Origin of the sequence: Sorangium sp. So ce426 (assembly GCF_051475585.1) — a bacterium.
GTDB classification, from domain to species: Bacteria; Myxococcota_A; Polyangia; order Polyangiales; family Polyangiaceae; genus Sorangium; species Sorangium cellulosum_B.
The window spans coordinates 2,266,812-2,288,205 of sequence record NZ_CP150341.1 but is presented as its reverse complement, the minus strand read 5'-3'; the positions used below and the strand labels follow the sequence as shown (position 1 = coordinate 2,288,205).

Below are 21,394 nucleotides of genomic sequence, written 5' to 3'. Positions count from 1 at the left end.
CGAAGGCGGGAGGGGTGGCGAGGCAGGCGACGGCGCCGGGGCGGGCGGCGCCGCTGGAACCGGCGGAGCAGGGGCGGGCGGCGCCGCTGGAACCGGGGGTGCCGCAGGCTCAGGGGGTGCAGGGGGAGGGCCGCCGCCCCTGGTGTGCGTGCCCAGCGACCAGGGCTGGACGGCAGACGCGCGCTGCGGCGTGTTCGTGTCGGCCACGGTGAGCGACGGCGGGAGCGGGACGCCCGAGGCACCGGTGAAGACGCTCGCCGAGGCACTCGCGCTCGCCGCGCAGATTGAGGACGAGAGCGCGCGACGCGTGTACGCGTGCGCCGAGGAGTTCGAGGAAACGCTCACCGTGACTTCGAGCGTGACCGTCTTTGGCGCGCTCGATTGCACCGCGAACTGGCGATGGGGGGATGAACCGAAGACCACGCTGAGGGCGACGCCCGGAGCCGTGCCGCTGACGATGCGCGTCGTCGGCGGCACGGTACATCTGGAGGATCTCCATATCATCGCGCCGTCGATCGCTCCTAACGACGCGGGAACTTCCTCCATCGCAGCGATCGCTGATCACTGCAAGGTCGACCTGGTCCGGTGTGTGCTCGAGGCAGGGGATGCAGCCCCCGGGGCCTCGGGGGCCGTACCTCCTTCGCCGCGCGAACAGGCGCCCGACGGCATCGCCGGCAATCCCGCTTGCTCGGCAGCTGCGGTGATAACAGCACCGCCGGAGGTGAATGATTGCGGCACCACCCTGGATACCACTGACGACTCGCGCGGTGGCCGGGGAGGAGTTGGCCGGGATGACCGCGGGACCTCCGGTGACATAGGTTATCCAGACGAGAAGAACAACGACAACTCCGGAGGATACAATAGTACAACCGCGACGTGCACCGCGGGCAAGAAGGGTAGCGACGGCGACCCTGGCGTAGCTGGTGCAGGCGCGCGCGGCATCGGCCAGCTCTCCAGCACCGGCTACGCCGGTACACCCGGCGGTGATGGCCAACGCGGGAAGATCGCCCAGGGCGGCGGGGGCGGCGGAGGCTCCCGCGGGAACACCGAATGCTCCACGATCGCTGGCAGCGGCGGCGCCAGCGGCGCCAGCGGCGGCAACGGTGGCGCAGGCGGCTGCGGCGGTGCAGGCGGCAAGGGCGGCTCTCCAGGGGGGTCGAGCATTGCCCTGGTGAGCCTCAACGCAAAACTCACGTTCCAGGACGTCCGCCTGATCGCCGGCGATGGCGGCAGGGGCGGCGACGGCGCCGCCGGCCAGACCGGCGGGTTGGGTGGATACGGTGGGGCGGGCGGGGAGGGCCAGAGTTTTGGTCCCAACAATTCCGTTCGTGATGCCTGTGCCGGCGGGCGGGGAGGTAACGGCGGCAACGGCGGAAACGGCGGCGGCGGTTTGGGCGGCCATTCCCTCGGCATCGCATTCGTGGGCACACCGGACACCATCCCGTCGCTCGACGGCGCCACAATCAAGCTCGGCGCGGCCGGCGCCGGCGGCGAAGGCAGCGACGTCGCGCACGACGGCGACGCAGGGCTAGCGCTCCCGCTCCTGGATTTCGGGGCACCGCCTGCGCCAGGGCCGTGATGCCCCGCCGGCATCTCCGCCTCGGTCTGCTCCGACAGACGTTCGACAGCCTCGCAGGGACATCGCACATCGTTCGACCGAAAGCCGCCCTGGTTCCAGGGATGCGCGCCATCGATAACTTCCGTCCGCTTACCCCGCCTCGACTTCTGGCTGCGGGGCCGCGATGGTTGGACGCCTCGCACCGGTCGCTCGAAGCCTCCGACCGATTTCTGAAGCCTTCCACCGATCTTCGAACGTTCGAACCGATCGTCCGACGCCTACGACCGCTTTTTCAAAGCCCAAGATGGCCGGCCAATAGCCAGGGATCGCCAAGCTCGGGTCTGCTGTCCTGCCGGAGGCGAGATGCGCCCTCAGTTCCTCGGATGCCTGGCTCCCCCGCGCTCAACACCGCTCAGGGAGCGTAGGGGTCCTTCTTCTTCGCCTGGTCCCGCAGGCAGTTCGTCCGCATGAACCCTGTCTTGCCCGCGCACGGATCCACGGGTTGCCGCCGGACCGTCGTTGTCTGCGCAGGCCGCGGCGGCGCAGGCGCAGGCTGCGCCGACGGCTGGATCCTGGGCTGCGCCGCAACCACCGACCGCACCGGCGCGGGCGCCGCAGCAGCCGGCGGCGCCGTGACGACCGGCGCCGCCGCCGCTGGATTCGGCGCCTCCACCGCCGGCTGGCTCCGCTCCACCGACGCCGGCTCCGTGCCCGCCGGCCCCGCGTCCGGCGCGCTGTTCGCCCCGCCGGCATCCACCGTGGGCGGCTCAGCCGCCGCCGAAGCCTGAGGCGCAGCGGTCGCCGGCGAGGGCGGCGGGTCCGGCTGCCTTGCCGCGCTCGCGGCGCTCTCGATCCCGGCCTCCGGCAGCGCCTCGATCCCGGCTGCGCTCTCCGCGGGCGCTGGCGAGCGCAACGCGACGAAGAGCGCTGCGCCCACCAGGCCAGCCGCGCCGGCGGCGAGCGCCACCACGGCCGGGAACGGAAGGCGCTTCCAGCCTGCCTGCCGCCGCGGCGGCGTCCGCGGCGCCTGCGGAGGCTCCGGCGTTGCGCGCGCTGCCCAGGGCGACGGCTGCGCGCCTCGGCCTGCCTCCGGGCCCGGCACGAGCGGCGCGGTCGTCGATTTCCCCGGCTCACCGTGGCCCCATGCGGGCGACGCGCCCAGCGCCGCCTCGGCGCTCGCCATGGCCTCCGGCTCGAGCCTCTGGGTCAGCTCGGCGTTCCACTCCGGCGCAGACGCCCCGCTCGCCATCGGCGACACCGGCGCCCCGCTCCCCGTCGCCGACACCGGCGCCCCGCTCGCCATCGGCGACACCGGCGCCCCGCTCCCCGTCGGCGACACCGGCGCCCCGCTCGCCATCGGCGACACCGGCACCCCGCTCCCCGTCGGCGACACCGCCGCCCCTGCCGGTGCCCCGCCGGGAAACGCGGGCGCCTCCATCGCCGCCACCTGCCCGCCGCCCCCGCCGCCCCCGCCCCCGACGGCGAAGCCCGCCCTCGCCCGCGCCCCCGCGGCCGTGTACCCATCGAGGAGGTCCGCCACCTCCGCGGCCGACCCGATCCGCTCGTCCCGGTGGCGCGCCATGCACCGCGCCACGAGCTCCACGAGCCCCGGGTCCACCCGCCGCACGTACCGGGAGATCTTCGGTATCTCGCCCGTCAGGATGCCGGTGAAGACCGCCCTCGCGTCCCCCTGGAACGGCCGCATGCCTGTCAGCATCTCGAACAGCACCACGCCGAGCGACCAGATGTCGGCCCGGTGGTCGACGTTCGGCTCGGCCCTCACCTGCTCCGGGCTCATGTAGAGCGGCGATCCCACCGCGCCGCCCGTCGCCGTGCGGATGCCGTCGTTCACGGCGAGGTTCTTCGCGACCCCGAAATCGAGCACCTTCACCACCGGCTCGTCCGCGTCGGCCTCGCGGTGCAGGAAGATGTTCGCCGGCTTCAGATCGCGGTGGACGATGTGCAGCGCGTGCACCGCCGCGAGCCCCCTCGCCACGTCTCGCCCGATCGACGCCGCCACGTCGGCGTCGAGCCGCCGCCTGCGCACGAGCAGCTCCGCGAGCGTCTCTCCGGTGAGCAGCTGCATCACCAGGAAGGGCTCGCCGAACTCGGTCTCCCCCATGTCATACATGTCGATGACGTTGCGGTGCCGCAGCGCCCCGCCGTTGCGCCCTTCGCGCTGGAGCCGCCGGCGGAGCTCGGCATCCGGGCGGTGAATCAGCTTCAACGCCACCTCGCGCGACGTGGACAGGTTGAGCGCCGCCCACACGACGCCCATGGATCCCTCGCCCAGCCGCCGCACCAGCTTGTACTTCTCGGCGATCACCAGGCCGGCAGCGATCTGCGTGAAAGAGGTGGACATCGAGCTCAGCAGGGTGGGTCGAGGCGCGTCGCCGCGGCGGGCGAGGTCGCTTTACCTGGCGCAAACGAGAGGGCGACGCGGAAGGTAGCACGCTCTCCGCCGGGGTCCCTCGGGCGCTCCACCTCGCTGCGCCGCAAGAGATACCCCGCGGCCATGCCGATCCCCAGGAGGAGCGCCGCCGCGACCACGGCCATCGCGATCCACACGACAGGCGAGCGGGCGGGCACAGGCGGCGGCCGCTTCGGCTCGGGGAGCGGATCGAGCGGCACCGTGCCGCCGAGCGACAGCGCCTGTCCGAGGGGAGCGGCCGGACGCGCCAGCGACGCGCTGGACCCGCCGGCCTCGGATCGATAGGCGGCCGCCTGGTCCGGTGAGATCTTGATCGTCCCGCGGTCCCCCAGCAGAGGATTGCTCGCCATCCGCTCCCGAGGCCCCGGCGCCGCCGCCCCGCCCGCCGCCGGCTGCCCAGGCCACGCGCCCGCCGCCGGCTGCCCAGGCCACGCGCCCGCCGCCGGCTGCTGCGGCGACGCGACCGCCCCGCGCGGCCCCGAGACCGGCATGTTCGGGTGTCCCTGCGGGGCCTGCAGATGTGCCATCGACGCTGGGAGCGGCGTCCCGGTCGCCGGCGTCGGCGACCGCCCAGGAGGGTGTCCCTGCGGGGCCTGCAGATGCGCCATCGACGCCGGGAGCGGCGTCCCGGTCGCCGGCGTCGGCGACCGCCCGGGAGCGGCCCCACCCCACGACCCTCGCCCGAGCTGCTGCGGGATCTCGTGCCGCAGCTCCGGCGACGACCCCGGCCTCGAGGGCACACGCTGCGGCGCCGACGGCGTGACGAACGGCTCGAGCGCCGCCGCGACCTCGGCCGCCGAGCGCGGTCGCTTCTCGCGATCGCGCTGGAGACACTGCGTCACGAGGGCATCGAGGCCGGGATCGATCTGCCAGACGAGCTGGGACACCGCCGGGATGTCGCCCTGCAGCACGTTTCTCAGGAGCTCATGCGCCTTGCCCTGGAGCGGCCGCCTGCTCGTGAGCATCTCGAACATCACGACGCCGAGCGCCCAGAGGTCCGCGCGTGTGTCGATATCGCTCTGCGCCCGCACCTGCTCAGGGCTCATGTACGCCGGCGAGCCGATGAGGATGCCTGTCGCGGTCTTCACCTGTTGAGGACCCACGAGGAACTTGCTCACGCCGAAATCGAGTATCTTGACGATGGCATCGCCCTCGCCAGGCTCGGTGTGGAGAAAGATGTTGGACGGCTTCAGGTCGCGGTGGATGATGCCCCGCTCGTGCGCGGCGGAGAGGCCGCGCGCGATGTCCCGAGCGATGCGCGAGGCGTCGTGGATCTCCAGCTTGCGCTTGCGCTTGAGCAAGGACGAGAGCGTCTCGCCGGAGAGCAGCGGCATGACGAGGAACGGATCGCCGTTCTCCGTCTCGGCAGCATCGTAGATGTCGACGATGTTCCGGTGGCTCACGGCGCCGCAAGCGCGCGCCTCCCGCAGCAGCCGCACGCGGAGCTCCGGGTCGGGCCGCACCAGCAGCTTGAGCGCGACCTCCCGAGAGGTAGCCTCGTTGTGCGCCGCCCAGACGACGCCCATCGCCCCTTCGCCGATCCGCCGAAGAAGGCGGTATTTGCCGCAAATGAGCGCACCTGGCGGCGGCGCGGCAGGAGCCGAAGGGGACTGCATGGGGTGGTCTCGCTGGAGGACGGACGTGGCAGCAGGTCGACGGTGCTTGGAAGAAGTGTCGCAGGTGAGACAGCGCACCGTCAAGAAAAGCTGCCGGCCGGGCTCGCAGAGCGCGAAGCCGGCTCCGGCGCTTCCGGTGCGGGCACGCGCTCAGCGCACGTGATCGTCGCCACGTCGTCGCTGCCCAGGAATCGCGGCGTTACCGTGGCGTCATTTCGGGAGGGGCGGCCCGAGCCGCGGAGAGGCCGAGTCTATTTCTTGAGCTTCGCCTCGCACTGCTTCTTCGCCAGAAACCTGAGATGATCGCACGAGGACGCGGAGGGGGCAGGAGCAGCCTTCGCCGGCCGCGATGGCGCGGGAGGCGCCCCGGGCGTCGCGCTGCCCGTCTTCGCGCCGCTCGCCGTCCCCGGCGCCGTGCCCGCGCCGCCGCCTGGCGCCGGCGCGCCGGCCGCGCTGCTCGTCGGAAGGGCGCTCGGCGCCGAGGGCACGGGCGGCGCCAGCGCCGAGGAGCCCGGCGGCGCCAGCGCCGAGGAGCCCGGCGGCGCCGACGCCGAGGAGCCCGGCGGCGCCGACGCCGAGGAGCCAGGCGGCGCCTCCGCGGGTGGCGCCGAGGGCTCCTGCGCTGGGAGCTCCTCGTCCCGCGGCGGCGCTCCCCCGCGCTCCGGCGGGGCGACCGTGTCTCCTCCGGCGCGGTCCAACGACGGCATCGCGCTCCCGGACACTTCCGGCGCGGCCGACGACGTCTCCGGCGACCTCAGCGAGATGAGCATCCCCACGACGATCAACGACAGCGCGGCAGCCACGATCGCGAGCGTCGCGGCCGTGCGCTTGCGCCTCGGTTCGTCGCCGTGCGGGGCCCGCTCCTGAGCGTCCTGGGCCTGGTGCACCCCGACCTGATGGACCGACGGGTGGTTCGAGACGAGCGGGGTCGTCGACGAGCTCCCGGCCTGGCGCGGCGCGCCCGTTCCCGTGGTCGCGCCCGGCCTGGAGTCCGAGGCGCTCGCGCCCGCTTCCGGGCCGAGCCTCGCGGCCGGCGCCGAGCTCCAGCTCGGCTGCGCGGCGATGCCTCCCGGCGGCAGCGCGCCAGCAGGGCCGAGCCCACCCGGCCCCGCCGCTGTCTCGGGCATCGGCGGCGCGTTCATGCGCACCGTCATCGCCCAGGAGCCCTGCTGCGGCGCCGCCACGGGCGCAGGCTGCGCCGGAGCCGCTTGCGCCGCGCTCGCCTGGGGCGGCTCCGGCGCTGCGAACGCCGCCACCGACGACGACGGGGGCCGGGGCGCAGCGGCGGCAGGCCCCGCCGCCGGATAGGTCCCCGACCCGGCGCGCGGCCCCGCGGCCCCGGCCGCCTCCGCGTTCCGCCGCGTGAGGGGCAAGGTCGCCACGTCCTCGTCCCGCAGCGCGCGCACCACGGACGCCGCGGCCAGGTGCTGGCCCGAGCTGCCCGGACGCCGAGGAACCGCGCCCGCCGCAGGGCCGGCGCCCGACGCTGGCCCCCCATCCGCCACGCGGCTCATGCCCGACGCTGGCCCCGCAGCCACCTGCCCCGGCCCCAGCGACCTGTGCGCCTCAGGCGACTCCTGCACCGGCACCGGGGCCCGCGGCCCCCCGCCGAGCAGCGCCAGCGGCAGCGCTCCCGCGCCCCCCTCGACGCTCCCCGAGCGGTTCGCCACCGACATGGGTTGCGCCACCGACGCAGGCTGCGCCGCGAGCGCCGACATGGGTTGCGCCACCGACGCAGGCTGCGCCGCGAGCGCTACCGTGCCGCCTTGCGACTCCTCCCAGCCGCCGTCCACGTCCTCGTCCGGGAGCGCCCCCCGCCCCTCCGGCGACGACTGCCGCAGCGCCGCGTCCCTGCCCGGACCCGCGCCGCGCTCCGCGTACCGATCGAGCTGCGCCGCGACCTCGGCCGCAGAGCCGATCCGGTCCGCGCGATCCCTGCGCATGCAGCGGGCGATCAGGTCGACGAGCCCCTGGTCCACCCGCCTCAGGTACTTGGACACGGTGGGGATCTCGCCCGTCAAGATCCCCATGAACACCGCCTGCGCGTCCCCCTGGAACGGGCGCATGCCCGTCAGCATCTCGAAGAGCACGACGCCGAGCGCCCAGATGTCGGCCCGGTGATCGACGTTCGGCTCGGCCCTCACCTGCTCCGGGCTCATGTAGAGCGGCGACCCGACCGCGCCGCCCTGCACCGTGTGCAGGCCGTCGTTGACCGAGAGGTTCTTGGCGACCCCGAAATCGAGCACCTTCACCACCGGCTCGTCCATGTCCGGCTCGCGGTGCAGGAAGATGTTCGCCGGCTTCAGATCGCGGTGGATGATGTGCATCGCGTGCGCCGCCGCGAGCCCCCTCGCCACGTCTCGCCCGATCGACGCCGCCACGGGCGGGTCGAGCCGGCGCCGCCGCGCGAGCAGCTCGGCCACGGTCTCCCCCGTGAGCAGCTGCATCACCAGGAACGGCTCCCCGGCCTCGGTCTCCCCCATGTCGTAGATGTCGATGACGTTCCGATGCCGCAGCGCCCCGCAGTTGCGCGCCTCGCGCTGCAGCCGCAGCCGGAACTCGGTCTCGGGCCGGTGGATCAGCTTCAGCGCCACCTCGCGGGCCGTCGCCACGTTCACCGCCGCCCAGACCACGCCCATCGCCCCCTCGCCGATCTGGCGCAGGAGCCGGTACTTCCTGTCGATCAGCACACCGGACGCGAGCAATGTCGAGCTCTTCGGCGAGGGCATCATCGGCTTTCCGGAAGCGCGGCGCGCCCCACCGCCACGGAGCGCTCACGGACGGCCGCGACCGGCAGAGCGAGGCGAGCCACGGCGCACCCGCGACGCCCCCGCCGCCCAGCGCTCACGCCGCGCGATCCGTCAACCACCTGCGCCCGCGCGACATGACATCCGGTCCCCAGGTCCACGGGACAGCCTCCTGTGCGGGCATCCTACAGCAGATCTCCCTGGCGCGATACGTTCCCTGCAAGGATGAACGCACGAAGAAAACCGACGAGGAAAGAGGGAGAAGCCCGATTCGATCCATCCAGGACCGGACCCACGCTCGTCGCCAGACCCGGCAAATCATTCGTGGGGGAAAGCGAGGCGCACATGAGCGACACAACCGTCATGAAGGTCTCCTCCGGCCGCTCTCCGACAGGCCAGATGGGACAAAAATACCTGGCCTCCGGGATCCAGGTCTCGATGCGGCTCTGGGAACGCGAGCCGCCAGGCGACGCCAAACAGCCGACCGCCCGGGATTACGAGACCGTGGGGTTCGTCATCGCTGGACGGGCCGAGCTGCTCATCGAGGGGCAGATGGTGCGCCTCGAGCCGGGCGATTCCTGGACGGTCCCCAAGGGGGCGTCGCACGCCTACAAGATCATCGAGCCGTTCACCGCCGTGGAGGCGACGAGCCCGCCGGCCGGCGTCCACGGGCGGGACGAGACCGGGGCGACGCCCTCTGGCAAGACCTGAGACCTCGACGCGGGGGGCTCGCCCCCTGGGAAGCCCGAGCTCACCCGGACCTCACAGCGCGGTGCCAGCGCCAGCCGCGGGCTTCCCCTTGTCCTGCGCCTCCTTGGCGCGCCCCGCCGGCTGCGGCTCGGCAGCGCCACGCCCCGCGGACTTCTTGTCGTCCGCTCCGCCCGCCGCCGGCTTCCTCTCGCCCTCGGCGGCCTTCCTCTCGCCCTCGGCGGCCTTCTTCTCGCCCTCGGCGGCCTTCTTCTCGCCCTCGGCGGCCTTCTTCTCGCCCTCGGCGGCCTTCTTCTCCTCCGGCTTCGCTCCGGCCAGGTCGCCCGCGCCCGCCGCCCCCGCGCCGCCGGGCTTCCCCTCGCCCGCGCTCGCCACGACGGGCGCCACGGGCGTCAGCAGCACCGCCGGCTTCACCGGCTCGGCCGCCGCCTTGTCGCCGTCGTCCACCGCGCCCGCGGCCTGAGCCGACGCCACGCGGACCTCATCCTCGCGCGGCTCGACCGGCGCCGGCTCGTCCGGTCGCGAGGCCGGCACGTACACCACCAGCCGATCCCCGGGCATCAGCGGGCTCCGCCGCGAGCGCTGGTTGATCCGCTCCAGGCTGCCGACGCTGAGGCCGTACCGGCTCGCGATCTTGCTGAACGAGTCCCCCTCCCGCACCGCGATCTCGATGCGCTTCCGCCCCTTCAGCCCCTCGAAGTGCGTGAAGAACTCCTCCGAGCCGACCTCGATGACGCGCGCGCCGCCCTCGTCGAGCAAGAACACGCCGTCGTGGCGCTGCGACCTCGGGACGAACAGCTGGAGCGTCATCCCCTCATGGAGCGACGCCCCAGGCGCCAGCGTGTTCCAGCGGCAGATCTCGTCGGGCGTCACCGAGAGCACCGCCGCCAGATCCCGCAGCGTGTCGCCCGCGACCACCCGATAGAACACCCGCCGCCGCCCCTCGTAGGAGAAGCGCTGCGCCGGGACCACCACGACCGGCTTCCCCTCGGACGACAGCGGCGCGCCGCTCGCGAGCAGGTGCTCGGCCGCCGCCGCCCCGACGCCCTCCGCCGCCGGGACGAACAGCAGCGCCCCGGGACGCACCGGCTCGCCAGCCCGCAGGCCGTTCAACGTCTGCAGCGCCCACCGCGTCGTCCGCCGGAACGTCGCGATGTCGTCGAGCGACTCGCCCCAGCGGACCAGGTAGCGCTCGAGCTTCGGCTCGCGCTCCAGGAGCTTCGGCATCGACTTCGCCGCGCGCGCCCCCGCCCCCGCGGGCACCCGGACCTCCCAGCGCGCCTGCTCCTTCGCGTCCACCGGCGACGGCGGCGTGCGCTTCGCCACGAGCTGCGGGTTGAGCGCCTCGATCTCCGGCGCCGCCGCGCCCGAGGCCGCCGCCACCGCCTGCAGCGACACCCCGGAGCCCAGCGAGATCTTGTCGAACGTCACCGCCGGATCGAGCTCCACGTCGTCGCAGCCGAACACCGCCGGGTTCCGCGCCACGATCGCGATCGCGAGGATCTTCGGCACGTAGAGCGCCGTCTCGAGCGGCATCCCCGCCTCGAGCCGCGACAGCTCCCAGAAGTCGTTCGTGTTGTACTTCCGGATCGACGCGAGCAGCCCCCCGTACCCCATGTTGTACGCCGCGAACGCGAGCTCCCAGCCGCCGAAACGCCGCCGCAGATCCGAGAGGTACCGCGCCGCCGCCAAGGTGGATCGCTCTGGATCCAGGCGCTCGTCGACCCAGCGATCGACGGTGAGGCCATAGATGCGCGCGCCCTCCGGCATGAACTGCCAGAGGCCCGCCGCGCCGGCCGGGGAGTGGATGGTCGGGTCGAAGCCGCTCTCGACGAGCGAGAGCCAGAGGAGATCCTCCGGCAGCCCCTGCTCGCGGAGGACGCGGCGGATGGCGGCGCCGTAGCGGCCGCTCTTCTTGATCCAGATGACCACGGCGGAGCGGCCCCGCGGGTCGTTCTTGTAGTACTCGAGGTAGCGCACCACCCGGCCGTCCCAGCGGACCGGGATCTCGGGCAGCTCGAGCTGGCGCAGCCAGGAGATGTCGCGGGTCTCCTCCGCTTCCGCCGGCGGGGCGGGCAGGCCCGCGGGCGGCAGGCCGGAGACCTCGAGACGCGGCTCGCCCGCGCCGAGCAGGAGCGTGCCGTCGACCGGCCACGCGGGCCCGGCGCTCGGGGCCGCGCCGGGAAACAGCGCCAGGTCGATCGCGCGCAGCGTGCGGAGCTCGGGCGACTCGCCGGTGCTCGCCCCCGCCGGCGTCGCCATGCCGGCGATGACCCGCCGCGCCGCCTCGTCCGGCGCGCCCGGCTCCCCCGGCTTGCGCGTGATCTTCGCCGCGCCCTTCTTCGACGGCTTCGATCGCGGAGCGGCCTTCGCCGGCGCCTTGGCCGCGCTCTTCGCGCCGCCCTTCCCGCCAGACACGGCCGCCACCCTGACCGGCGCCGGCTTCTCCGCCTTGCCCTCGGCCGACCCGTCCTTCTTCGCGTCGACCTTCGCCGGCTCCGCCTTCGCGGGCTCAGCTTTCGCCGCGTCGGCCTTCGCGGGCTCCGCCTTCGCGGGCTCTGCCTTCGCCGCGTCGGCCTTCGCCGCACCGGCCGCAGGCGCCGCTACCTCCGAAGGAGGCGCCGCAAGGCCGTCGAAAGCGACGCCCGAGAGGGCGGCCAACCAGCCAAGACATACAAGCCTGCGTGCGGCGCGTCGGATCCGCATGTCAGGGACCGACCTGTCTCACGATGCGCCCGAGGGGTCAACTTTGGCAGCCCGCTGGAACCCAGCCCACCTCAGGAGAGCAGCGCGATGAAGTCGCCGATCGCCGTGAAGGGCAGGCTCTCGTTCACGACCCCGGCCCGCACCGCGGCCCCGGGCATGCCGTAGACCACCGCCGAGTCCTCGCTCTCGGCCACCACCGTGCCCCCGGCCGCGCGGACCGCCCGCGCGCCGTTCACCCCGTCGTCGCCCATCCCCGTCAGGATGATGCCCACCGCGCGGCTGCCGCCCACCTGCGCCACGCTCCGGAACAGCCGGTCCGCGCTCGGAACGTACCGATCTCCAGGCGCCGGCGCCCCCACCCGGATCCGGATGTCGCCGCTCAGCCCGACCCCGCTGCCCGGCGTCACCGCGATCTCCATGCACATCCTACCCGGGCACACATAGGCCTTGCGGGCCACCACCTGCTCGCCGTTCTGCGCCTCGACCACCCGGAGGCCGCCCTTCCGATCGAGCCGCTCCGCGAACGTGCGGGTGAACTTGTCCGGCATGTGCTGCGCGATGAAGATCGCGCCGGGGAAACGATCCGGGATCCGGTTGAAGATCTCGAGGAGCGCCGTGGGCCCGCCCGTCGACGAGCCGACCGCCACGAGGTGGCGCAGCGAGACGCCGAGCCGCGACGACTCCTGCACCGCGCGCGGCGACGCAGGCTGCGCCGGCCGCGCCGGGGCCGGCGCGGCAGGCACCGGAGACCGGGGGCGGAGGTAGCGCACCAGCAGGACCTTCTGGATGATCTCCCGCCGGATCTGCGCGTCCGCCGTGAACTGCCGGTCCGGCTTCGCCACGAAGTCGACGGCGCCCAGCTCGAGCGCCTTGAAGACGTTCTCCTTGTGGCTGTAGCTCGAGACGATGATGACGGGCGTCGGCTGCCTCGCCATCAGGATGCGGAGGAAGGTGAAGCCGTCCATGCGCGGCATCTCGAGATCCAGCGTGATCGCGTCCGGCCGGAGCTGCGCCGCCTGACGTAGCGCGTCGTCGCCGTCACCGGCCTTGCCCACGACCTCGATCTCGTCGCTTCCGCTCAAGATTTCGGCGATGTTGCGCCGGTTGTACGCGGAGTCGTCGACGACGAGCACGCGCAGGGGAGCGAATGTCATGAGCGCAAAACCTTCCGCCGGAGGTTCATTCTACCCCACCCGGAGCGCCATGGGACCAACCGTCGCCTGCGCAGCCTCGACTTCCTCGGCGCCTCATCCGCCCTCCTCCCCGCCGCCCCGCTCCGGGCCGCCCCGATCGGGCGAGATCTCCGGGATCCCCAGACGCAGCGTGGCCGCCGGCTTGCGGTACACGAGATCCTCCCGAAGGTGCACGAGCTCGAACGCGGTCGTGACGTTCAGGAGCGACTCGGAGTGGCCCAGCAGGAGGAACCCGCCGGACGAGAGGCGCTCGTAGAAGATGTCGATCACGCGGCGCCGCGACTCCTCGTCCAGGTAGATGAGGACGTTGCGGCAAAAGATCACGTCCACGCGCCCGACCACCGCCGCGCGCGACGAGTCGAGCAGGTTCAGGTGGCCGAACTGGCAGAGCGTCCGCAGCTCGTCCGCCACGTGGAACCCGTCCGGGCGCTCCACGAAGTAGCGCCGCTTGAGCTCGGGCGGCGTCACGCGGAACGACGAGGCGCCGTACACCCCCCTGCGCGCCGCGATCACGCAGCGGCGGGAGATGTCGCTGCCGAAGATGCGGACCTCGCGGCGCTCCGCGGCGCCCGACTCCCGCGCGGCGATCGCGATCGAGTAGACCTCCTCGCCCGTCGAGCAGCCCGCGCTCCAGATGGACAGCCGGCCCCTGGCGCCCCCCGCCTTGACGATCATGGGCACGAGCTCGGTCATGAGCGCGCGCAGCTGGTAGTCCTCGCGGAAGAAATACGTCTCGTTGACGGTGATGAGCTCGAGCGCCTCGTCGAGCTCGGCGCGCCCGCGGCTGTGGAAGCGCAGGTACTCGTGGTACTGCGCGAACGACGAGAGCCCGAGCTCGACGACCCGCTCGCGCAGCCGGCGCTCCATCGACGTGCGCGCCTCGGGCCCGAACTGGAGCCCGCAGTGCTTGTTGAACAGGTCACGCAGCCTCTGGAACTCGTCAGGCAAGAGGCGGATCTCGTCGTCCCGCCGCCGGTTCACAGCACCTTCCCCGACGGCGGCCCGCCGGTCATCCCCGAGGGGGACGCCGGGGCCTCACCGCCGTCGATCGCCACGGGCGCGCTCAGCCGCTCGGCGGCGTCGCTCCAGGGAGGATCCGAGCGGAACGGCGCGCCCCCCTGCGCCGCGGCCGCGATGAGATCGGGCTCCCCCGACGCGCGCACAAGCCCGAGCAGCTCGCGCGCGCGCGCCCGCTCGTCGCTCGCGCGGTCCGAGAGCGACGCGTACAGGCGGCCCAGCGCGCGCGCCGCGGCGAGCCGGACCTCGCGCTCCTCGTCGGCCAGGGAGAGGCTCAGCACGTCGAGCGCGGAGACGCCCGCCGCCGCCGCGATCGCGGTCACGGCCGCGCGGCGCGCGCGCACGTCCCCCGCCGACGCGGCGCTCGTGAGGAACGCGATCTCCTCCGGCTCCGCGTCGCCGAGCGCCTCGATCACGATCGCCGCCGCGAGGTGGGTCTCCTCCGTCAGCGCGAGCCCGCGCGCGAGCTCGCGCGCCGTCCCGGGGTAGCGCTCCGTGAGCCCCGCGAGCGCGCTCTCCGCCGCGCGCGCCACCGGCAGCGAGATCGCGCGCGTCTGCGACACGATGAGCGGGAAGTCGACCGCGGCCCCGATCTTCGCGAGCCCGTAGAGCGCGCTGGTCGCCACGAGCGTCGAGGGGCTCCGGACCGACCGCCGCACCGCGCCGAGCAGCTCGGCGAGCGTCGCGTCGATCGCGGGCCGCTCGCCCGGGAGCGCGCCCTCGCGCCCGCCCTGCTCCGCGATCGCCACGGCGCCGTCGAGGAGCGCGGCCGTCGCGTCGTCGACGCCCTCCCAGAGATCCGGATCGGGATCGATGTGGCGCTCGAGGTAGGACAGCACCGAGGGCAGCGCCTCCGCGCCGAGCAGCCCCAGCGCGCGCTGCGCCGTCTCGACGAGCGCGGGCTCGATCATGGCCTGCACCGCGGCGTCGGCCGCGCCCGGGGCGCGCGCCATCGCCGCGAGCAAGAGCGCCTGGGCGCGCCCGCTCACCGGATCCGCGCCGAGGCCGCGCCACGACGGGGGCTCCGCGCCGCCCGAGCCCGGCGCGGCGGAGGCGGCCTGCACGAGGCGGGCGCCCACCTCGGGCGGCGCCGCCCGGAGCGCGTCCACCGCGTGCGACGCGAGCGGCCCCTCGGCGAGCCGCGCGAGCGCCCGGACGAGCTGCGCGAACGCGCCGCCCCGCGCCGTCGCGAGCGCCGCGCAGAGCGCCCGCGGCGCCTCCGGGCTCTCCGCGAGCGCCGCGGCGACCAGCGCCGCCGGCCGGAGGATCGGATCGTCGATGAGCGACGAGAGCACCCGCCACGGCACCGGCGCCTCGAGCCCGTTCAGCCCGTTCAGCGAGGTCAGCCGCACGAAGCGATCCCGATCGGAGAGCCGCTCGTACAGGATGTCCGTCACCCGCTCGCGCGCGATGAGCCCCATCCCGGCGATCGCCTCGATCGCGCTCTGCCGCAGGTTGTCGTCCTGCTCGGCGAGCGCCGCGTAGAGCGGGTCGAGCGCCGCCGGGTCGCGCGTGCGGCCGAGCGCGTCGACGACGAGCTTGCGCTCGTCCCCCGCGAGCGCGCCGAGCGCGTCGACGAGCGCCGGCGTGGCGTCGCGGCCGCAGTAGCCGAGCACCTCGATGGCCGCGTTCCTGAGGCCGACGTCCTCGCTCTTCTGAAGCGCGTCGAGGAGCGCCGCGACGAGGAGCTGCGGGGCGGACGGCCGCTCGCCCTCCGCGCCGGCGCCGGGTGAGGCCGGCCGCTCCCCCCCGGCGGCCTGCGCCGGCGCGGAGGCGGGCGCGGCCTGGATCAGCCGGTGGCAAGCGTAGGTCGCCTCCTTGCGGACGCGCCAGTCGGGATCGCCGAGCGCGCGGAGCAGCAGCGGCAACGCCTCGACGACGTCGGCCCTGCCGAGCCGCGCGGCCGCCTGGCGGCGCTCCTCGGCGTCGTCCGCGGAGAGCGCCGCGGCGATGACCGCGATCGGCATCGGCGTGCTCCGCACGCTGGGCGAGATGGACTCGGGCTCGGCCGGCCAGGAGCCCGCGTCGCCCGCGCGCGGGCCCTCGAACGGACCCAGATCGTCGAACGCGCGGCTCACGGGGCCTCCAGGAGGGCGCCCGACGCGGCGAGCGCGAGGGCGAGCTCGATGAAGCGCCCGACGTCGAGCACGAAGATCATCCGCTCGTCGTGGGTCGTCACCCCCGTGATGCCGCGCAGATCGCTGCTGCCGCCCACCGGCGGCGTCGGCCGGTAATCGCCGCTCGTCCCGAAGACCTCCGTCACCGCGTCGACGACGAGCCCCACCGTGTGCGTCCCCACGTCGACGAGGATCCACTTGGTGCTGCGGGTCGGATCGACCGGAGGCAGCCCGAAGCGCACGCGGAGCTCGATGACCGGCACCACCTCGCCGCGGTGGTTCGCGACGCCGGCGACCTCGGGGGGCGTGTGCGGCAGCGTGGTCACCTCGAGCGGATTCACGATTTCGCGGACCCGCGTGATGTCGATCGCGTAGTGGACGTCGCCGACCACAAAGCCGACGAGGCTCTTCTGCGGGTCGGGACGGCTGCGCTCTCCAGTCAACGGCATCTGAGCCTCCGAGCGCCCGGGCTCTTGCGAGCCGCCCGGGCGCGGACGAATCGTCCGTTAGGACGCGAGTATGGCCTGCAGGTCCAGCAGGATGATGACGCGCGGCTGCGCCTCGCCCAGGGTGCCATCCGACGCGCTCGCCCCGTGCATGGGCCGGGCGATGCCGGCGATGTAGCCCGCCACGTCCCCCCCGAGCGCCGTCGCGGCGTGCTCGATCTCGGCGTCGGCGAGCCGGTAGACCTGCTGGACCTCGTCGACGAAGAGGCCGAGCGTCTCGCCGTTCGCCGCGTCGACGAGCAGGATGCGCGCCCGCCGCTGCGCCGCGCTCTCGTGCAGCCGCATCCGCCGCCGCAGATCGATGACGGTGACGAGCTGCCCGCGCACGCTGACGATGCCCATCGTCGAGTCCGGCGCGCGCGGCACCGGGGTGAGCGGGGGCGGCTTCAGGATCTCGCGCACGAGCGAGACGGGCGCGGCGTAGGTGTCGCCCGCGAGCGTGAACGCGAGGTACTCGGTCCGCGGGCCGCTCGCCTGCGCGCGCGAGTTCCGCTTCGAGACCGGTATCCGGGCGGGCCTTCGGGTGAGGTTAGCCATGGGTGCTCCGCGGATCGCTGCGCTGCCGGTCCCCGCCGTGGAGGATCTCCTCGATGAGCGCGGGGGCGTCGAGGACGAGCGCGATGCGCTGGTCGCCGAGCTCGGTGGCGCCGGAGAAGCCGCGCACCGAGGAGAGCGACGGGCCGAGCGCCTTGATCACGACGTCCTGCTGCCCGATGAGCGTGCTCACGACGAGGCCCAGCCTGCGCGCGCCGACCGACGCGACGACGATGTACTTGCGCTTGCTGCCCCCCTGGAGCCCGAGCGTCGCGCGCCCGCCGTCGCCCCGGCGCCCGCCGCCCACCGCGGCGCGCGCCGCCGAGCCGCCGCGCGCGCCGCCGAGCAGGCCGGCGATGCGCGCGCTGAGCTCCTCCTCCTCGTTCAGGCCGAAGAGCCGCGCCAGGTAGCAGAGCTGGAGCGTGCTGTTGCGCAGCGTGATCATCTCGCGGCCGTCGATCTGGCGCACCGTGGCCTCGTCGAGCGCGACCGCCTCCTGCACGTTGGTCAGCGGGATCGCGAACAGCCGGTCGGCGACCCGGACGATGAGCGCGCTGATGATCGCGAGCGTGATCGGCAGCGTGACCGTCATCTTGGTGCCGATGCCGGGCTCGCTGTGCACGTCGATGACGCCGCCGAGCTTGCTGATGTTCGTCTTCACGACGTCCATCCCGACGCCGCGCCCCGAGAGCTCGCTGACGTCGGTCTTGGTCGAGATGCCCGGCTGGAAGATGAGGTTCAGCACCTCGCGGTAGCTCGTCGTCCGCGCGTCCTCCGGCGTCATGACGCCGCGGCGCAGGGCGGCGTCGAGCAGCTTGTCGACGTCGATGCCCTTGCCGTCGTCCTCGATCTCGATGACGACGTGGTTGCCCTTCTGGAAGGCGTTCAGCGCGATCGTGCCGACCGCCGGCTTGCCCACCGCCTCGCGCATGCTCTTCGACTCGATGCCGTGGTCGATGGCGTTGCGCATCATGTGCATGAGCGGGTCGCTGAGCTCCTCGACGATGAGCTTGTCGACCTCGGTCTCGGCGCCCGTGATGACGAGGTTCACGAGCTTGTCGGCGTCGCGGCTGATCTGGCGGACGACGCGCGCGAGCTTGTCGAAGACCTGCCCGAGCGGGACCATCCGGACCTCGAGGATGCCCGCCTGCATCTGGGCGAGGTGCCTGTCGAACGTCCGCTGGAGCCTGTGCAGATCGAGGGAGAGCTCGCGCTCGGTGGGCGCCGCGCGGAGCCGCTCGACGAGGCGGCCGAGCGCGGAGCGGACGAGGGCGAGCTCGCCGACGATGTTCATCAGCCGGTCGAGCTTGTGGATGTCGACCCGCACCGTCTGCGCGACGGAGCGGATGGAGCTGAGCTCCCCCTTGCGGTTGCCGCGCGCGCTCGACGGCGGGCTCGCCGCCGACATCGAGCCGGTCAGGTCGACGGCCCGCGACACGCCGGTCGGCGCGCCGCCCCGGAGCGCCGCGGACATCGACGGCATGCCCGGCGGCGCGACCCGGCCGTGGCCGTTGTTGTTGCGCCGGGGGATCTCCTCGACGGCGGCGCCGGCCTGGTGCAGCGCGCGCTGGAGCTCCTCGAGCGGCGCGCGCGAGGCCATCAGGATGTCGAGCTCGATCGAGTCCTGATCCGCGCCCGCGCCGGTCGGCAGGTAGGTGATGATCTCGCCGTACGGCTTCGCGGTGATCTTCAGGTCGTCGAGGGCCTGATCGATCGTGGCGAGGTGGAACTGCACGCGGAGCCGGAACAGGGTCATCCCGCTCGCGATGTTCGTGCGCAGCCGGTGCTCCTCGTACTCGGTGAGCACGGAGAGCAGCCCCGGATCGAGATCGTAGTTGTCGTCGGGGAGGCCGGCCGCGCTCGGGCCCGCGTCCTGGTGCAGCTGGCGCAGGAGGTCGTCGACCTCGGGCATCGGCGCCTCGCGCCCGTCCTTCTCGTTCTGGAGGATGCGCCCGTAGAGCTCGACGCTGCGGAACAGGAGGTCGAGGACCGACGCGCTGATCTCGATGCGCCCGAGGCGGAGGTTGTCGAGCAGCTCCTCGAGCTCGTGCGAGAGGGTGGCCATCCGGGTCGCGCCGAAGAGCCCGGCGAGCCCCTTCAGGGTGTGCACGGCGCGGAAGACGTCGTTGATGACGTCGGGGTCGACCTTGTTGGTCCGCACCGCCTCGTCGAGCGCGAGGAGGTCGCGCCCGAGCCCCTCGACGATCTCCTGCGCTTCCGAGAAGAACTCTTCGCGCGCCCGATCGCCGCTCTCGACCATCAGCCGCCGCCTCCCTCGCCGGAGCCGGGCTGCTTGGTGCGGGCCGCGGGCTCCTCCGCGCGCGGGGAGGCAGCGGGAGCGCGCTCGTCGACGCCGGCGGCGCCGCCTTCGGACGGCGAGGCGCCGGCCTGCGGCGCCGCGGCCCGCGCGTCGAGGCTCGCGACAACCGCGTCGCGCAGGGCCTCGGGCGTGAACGGCTTCGGGAGGAAGCGGTCGGCGCCGAGGCGGAGCCCGCGCTGGATGTCGCGCTCGGTCGCCTGCGTGGAGATGATGAGGATCGCGACGTGCCGGTAGCGGTCGCTCTGCCGGACGAAGCGGATCACCTCGAGCCCGTTGATGTCGGGCATGTTGATGTCGGTGATCACGAGGTCGAACGCGCCGCGCGGCAGGAGCCGGAGCGCGTCGAAGCCGTTCACGGCCTCCACGATGTCGACGTCGCCCGCGAGCCCCAGCACGCGGTCCTCCAGCGTCGAGCGGATGTACGCTCGCATTGCCGGCGAGTCCTCGACGATCAGGATGCGTGCCATGCGGCGACAGGGTAACGGAAATCGGCCCGGGGAGACCAACTCGCTGAGCGCCCGGGGGCGACGCGCGCGGTTTTCGACGCGCACGGGGCTATGTACGGCGGTCTCCCTCCCGGAGTAAACCAGCGCGAGCGCCTCCCTGCACGATCGGCGAGGCGGCCGCGCGTCTGGCGAGGCCGCGCGGCGCGGCCGGGCGGGGCCGCCGCGCGCGGCGCGGCCAGCGCCTCGGTGCGGGGTCCCGCCCTCCCCGCCGGCGCGGCCGTGCGGCCGTGACCGCCCGGCGGGGCGGCCGCGGGGAGGGGCCGCCTGCGGGAGCGAATTGACATCGCGGCGTCCGATGCGCGCTAATCGCGCGCGTGAAAATCCTCCTTTGTTCTCCAGCGTTCCGGATCCTGCTCGCTGCCCTGTTCGCTCTGTCGAGCGTGGCGTGCGGCGGCGGGCTGCGGGTGACCCGGATCAACTCCGCCCAGAAGAAGCCGAACAACGTCTGGGTGTTCTTCAGCGTCGATGCCGGCGAGGACGAGCCGGTGGGCGGCCTCACGGCCGAGGACTTCGAGATCTACGAGGACGGCGAGATCGTCTCGAAGTTCGAGAGCAAGCAGACCATCCAGAACCCCGAGGTCGCGGCGGTCATGTACACGATGCTGCTCGTCGACATGAGCGGCAGCATCACCGAGTCGGGCCAGGCCGACGCCCTCGTCGACGCCGCGCAGTCGTTCAGCGATCGGGTGGGCAAGAGCCAGAAGGTCGGCGTCTATGCGTTCGACGGCGAGGTAAAAATCCACTCGGTGGTGCCGTTCACCGAGGCGCAGGGCTCTGTCGAGGGCGGGCTCGAGGGGCTCCGGAGCTACAAGCCGAAGGACACGTCGACGAACCTCCACGGCGGCGTGATGGAGGGCATCCGGGAGCTCAAGAAGCAGCTCGACAAGGACCGTCGCCCCCTCAAGTTCGGCACGCTCGTCGTCTTCTCGGACGGCACCGATCGCGCGAACCGCGTGAGCCGCGAGGACATGCTGAACGAGCTCAAGAAGGAAGAGTACGAGAACTACCAGATCTTCGTCGTCGGCGTCGGCGCCGAGATCGAGAAGGCGCGCCTCGACGAGATCGGGCGCGACGGGACCGAGCTCGCGGCGGACCAGGCGAAGGTCAAGGAGTCGTTCGACAAGATCGCGGCGAAGATCGAGGCGCACATGAAGCGCTTCTACCTGCTCTCGTACTGCACGCCGGCGCGCGCGGGGGAGCACGAGGTGGAGATCAAGGCGATCCGGAAGGATCCGTCGGCCTCGGGGTCGCTGTCGTGGAAGTTCAACGCCGACGGGTTCGGGCCGCCGCCGGAGTGCGATCCCAACACCCCGCCGTCGTTCGAGCTGAAGGCGACCGTGCCCGCGGACGACGACGGCGGCGGCGCGGGCGGGAAGGCGAGCTTCAAGGCGAACGCCAACGTGAAGGTCGAGGCGAAGTGAGGTGCGCCGCGGCC

Annotated in this window: 14 protein-coding genes; 3 read left to right on the top strand and 11 right to left on the bottom strand. The window is 73.3% G+C overall.

Annotation, left to right across the window (positions count from 1 at the left end; translation table 11 throughout):
• The first annotated feature begins 148 nt into the window (after positions 1-148).
• Positions 149-1,579, top strand: a complete 1,431-nt coding sequence (locus WMF44_RS08680) for a hypothetical protein (RefSeq protein WP_437298660.1) — start codon at positions 149-151, stop codon at positions 1,577-1,579.
• Between the two features lie 391 nt (positions 1,580-1,970).
• On the opposite strand, the gene WMF44_RS08675 is transcribed toward WMF44_RS08680, so the two are convergent.
• The 3 genes from WMF44_RS08675 to WMF44_RS08665 all read right to left on the bottom strand — a co-directional run bounded on the left by WMF44_RS08675 (position 1,971) and on the right by WMF44_RS08665 (position 8,337).
• Entirely contained in the window at positions 1,971-3,920 is a 1,950-nt protein-coding gene (locus WMF44_RS08675) for a protein kinase domain-containing protein (RefSeq protein WP_437298659.1), read from the bottom strand.
• A gap of 5 nt (positions 3,921-3,925) precedes the next feature.
• Positions 3,926-5,605, bottom strand: a complete 1,680-nt coding sequence (locus tag WMF44_RS08670; RefSeq protein ID WP_437298658.1) for a protein kinase domain-containing protein — start codon at positions 5,603-5,605, stop codon at positions 3,926-3,928.
• Positions 5,606-5,856: 251 nt separating this feature from the next.
• Entirely contained in the window at positions 5,857-8,337 is a 2,481-nt protein-coding gene (locus tag WMF44_RS08665; protein ID WP_437298657.1) for a protein kinase domain-containing protein, read from the bottom strand.
• 360 nt (positions 8,338-8,697) lie between these two features.
• On the opposite strand from WMF44_RS08665, the gene WMF44_RS08660 reads away from it, so the two are divergent.
• Positions 8,698-9,063 carry a cupin domain-containing protein gene (locus WMF44_RS08660; protein ID WP_012234236.1) on the top strand — a complete coding sequence of 122 codons (366 nt, stop codon included), beginning with the start codon at positions 8,698-8,700 and terminating at the stop codon, positions 9,061-9,063.
• Between the two features lie 51 nt (positions 9,064-9,114).
• Here the strand turns inward: WMF44_RS08660 and WMF44_RS08655 are convergent, their stop codons facing one another.
• The 8 genes from WMF44_RS08655 to WMF44_RS08620 all read right to left on the bottom strand — a co-directional run bounded on the left by WMF44_RS08655 (position 9,115) and on the right by WMF44_RS08620 (position 19,920).
• Positions 9,115-11,721, bottom strand: coding sequence for a transglycosylase SLT domain-containing protein (locus WMF44_RS08655; protein ID WP_437298656.1), 2,607 nt, complete (start codon positions 11,719-11,721; stop codon positions 9,115-9,117).
• Positions 11,722-11,837: 116 nt separating this feature from the next.
• Positions 11,838-12,920 carry a chemotaxis-specific protein-glutamate methyltransferase CheB gene (cheB, locus tag WMF44_RS08650; protein WP_437298655.1) on the bottom strand — a complete coding sequence of 361 codons (1,083 nt, stop codon included), beginning with the start codon at positions 12,918-12,920 and terminating at the stop codon, positions 11,838-11,840.
• A 93-nt stretch (positions 12,921-13,013) separates the two neighbouring features.
• Entirely contained in the window at positions 13,014-13,940 is a 927-nt protein-coding gene (locus tag WMF44_RS08645; protein ID WP_437298654.1) for a CheR family methyltransferase, read from the bottom strand.
• On the bottom strand, positions 13,937-16,054 hold the full coding sequence (locus tag WMF44_RS08640; protein WP_437298653.1) for a HEAT repeat domain-containing protein: 2,118 nt from the start codon (positions 16,052-16,054) through the stop codon (positions 13,937-13,939). The genes WMF44_RS08645 and WMF44_RS08640 overlap by 4 nt, the downstream gene beginning before the upstream one ends.
• Positions 16,051-16,542: a chemotaxis protein CheW gene (locus WMF44_RS08635; protein ID WP_012234231.1), complete on the bottom strand. Its 492-nt coding sequence runs from the start codon at positions 16,540-16,542 to the stop codon at positions 16,051-16,053. Before WMF44_RS08635 ends, WMF44_RS08640 begins: the two co-directional genes overlap by 4 nt.
• A gap of 57 nt (positions 16,543-16,599) precedes the next feature.
• Positions 16,600-17,136 (bottom strand): chemotaxis protein CheW, encoded by a 537-nt coding sequence (locus WMF44_RS08630; protein WP_437298652.1) that lies wholly within the window; start codon positions 17,134-17,136, stop codon positions 16,600-16,602.
• The gene (locus WMF44_RS08625) at positions 17,129-19,393 is read right to left on the bottom strand and encodes a chemotaxis protein CheA (RefSeq protein ID WP_437298651.1); all 2,265 of its coding nucleotides are present in this window, start codon (positions 19,391-19,393) and stop codon (positions 17,129-17,131) included. Before WMF44_RS08625 ends, WMF44_RS08630 begins: the two co-directional genes overlap by 8 nt.
• The gene (locus tag WMF44_RS08620) at positions 19,393-19,920 is read right to left on the bottom strand and encodes a response regulator (protein WP_437298650.1); all 528 of its coding nucleotides are present in this window, start codon (positions 19,918-19,920) and stop codon (positions 19,393-19,395) included. Before WMF44_RS08620 ends, WMF44_RS08625 begins: the two co-directional genes overlap by 1 nt.
• Before the next feature lie 353 nt (positions 19,921-20,273).
• Between WMF44_RS08620 and WMF44_RS08615 the strand changes: the two genes are divergently transcribed.
• On the top strand, positions 20,274-21,380 hold the full coding sequence (locus WMF44_RS08615; protein WP_437298649.1) for a VWA domain-containing protein: 1,107 nt from the start codon (positions 20,274-20,276) through the stop codon (positions 21,378-21,380).
• The last annotated feature ends 14 nt before the right edge of the window (positions 21,381-21,394 follow it).

Coding starts and splice junctions, on each gene's coding strand:
- WMF44_RS08675 (WP_437298659.1), bottom strand. CDS start 3,920: ATGTCCACCTCTTTCACGCAGATCGCTGCCGGCCTGGTGATCGCCGAG.
- WMF44_RS08670 (WP_437298658.1), bottom strand. CDS start 5,605: ATGCAGTCCCCTTCGGCTCCTGCCGCGCCGCCGCCAGGTGCGCTCATT.
- WMF44_RS08665 (WP_437298657.1), bottom strand. CDS start 8,337: ATGATGCCCTCGCCGAAGAGCTCGACATTGCTCGCGTCCGGTGTGCTG.
- WMF44_RS08660 (WP_012234236.1), top strand. CDS start 8,698: ATGAGCGACACAACCGTCATGAAGGTCTCCTCCGGCCGCTCTCCGACA.
- cheB (WP_437298655.1), bottom strand. CDS start 12,920: ATGACATTCGCTCCCCTGCGCGTGCTCGTCGTCGACGACTCCGCGTAC.
- WMF44_RS08635 (WP_012234231.1), bottom strand. CDS start 16,542: ATGCCGTTGACTGGAGAGCGCAGCCGTCCCGACCCGCAGAAGAGCCTC.
- WMF44_RS08630 (WP_437298652.1), bottom strand. CDS start 17,136: ATGGCTAACCTCACCCGAAGGCCCGCCCGGATACCGGTCTCGAAGCGG.
- WMF44_RS08625 (WP_437298651.1), bottom strand. CDS start 19,393: ATGGTCGAGAGCGGCGATCGGGCGCGCGAAGAGTTCTTCTCGGAAGCG.
- WMF44_RS08620 (WP_437298650.1), bottom strand. CDS start 19,920: ATGGCACGCATCCTGATCGTCGAGGACTCGCCGGCAATGCGAGCGTAC.